Annotated in this window: 1 protein-coding gene; it reads right to left on the bottom strand. The window is 62.3% G+C overall.

What is annotated here, in order from left to right:
* Nucleotides 1-416 (bottom strand): substrate-binding domain-containing protein (locus EN859_RS35500; protein WP_145972004.1); only part of this gene is annotated, 416 nt, incomplete at both ends.

The following is a 416-nucleotide window of genomic DNA, read 5'->3' on the forward strand; positions in this document are numbered from 1 at the left end:
GTTGCTCGGGGGGAAAACGCGGGCGATAACCTTCTTCGCCTCGGGACTGTAGACCTTGTCGGCGGTGACCAATGGCATCACCAGGGCCAGATCCTGGGTCACCTTGCTGCCCGTCAGGGCGTTGTAGACTTGCTGGGTGCCGTCGATGCCTCGGCCGACCGCTTCCTGGCAGAAGATGCCCTGGATCGCCCCCTTCTTCAGCAGCGCAATGGTGGTGGGCGAGCCATCGGCGACGGTGATGCCAACTTTGCCGGTGAGGCCTCGGGTCTCGACCACCTTTGCGGCACCGCTCCCGGCCTCATCATACATGCCGTAGATAGCCTTGATGTCGGGATGTGCAGTCAGCAGATCGTTTGCCTGGGTGACAGCCTCATTGATGGTGAGGCCCCGGGTTTCAAGCATCTGGACCAGGTCGC

The organism is Mesorhizobium sp. M00.F.Ca.ET.216.01.1.1 (genome assembly GCF_004010325.2).
GTDB lineage: Bacteria > Pseudomonadota > Alphaproteobacteria > Rhizobiales > Rhizobiaceae > Mesorhizobium.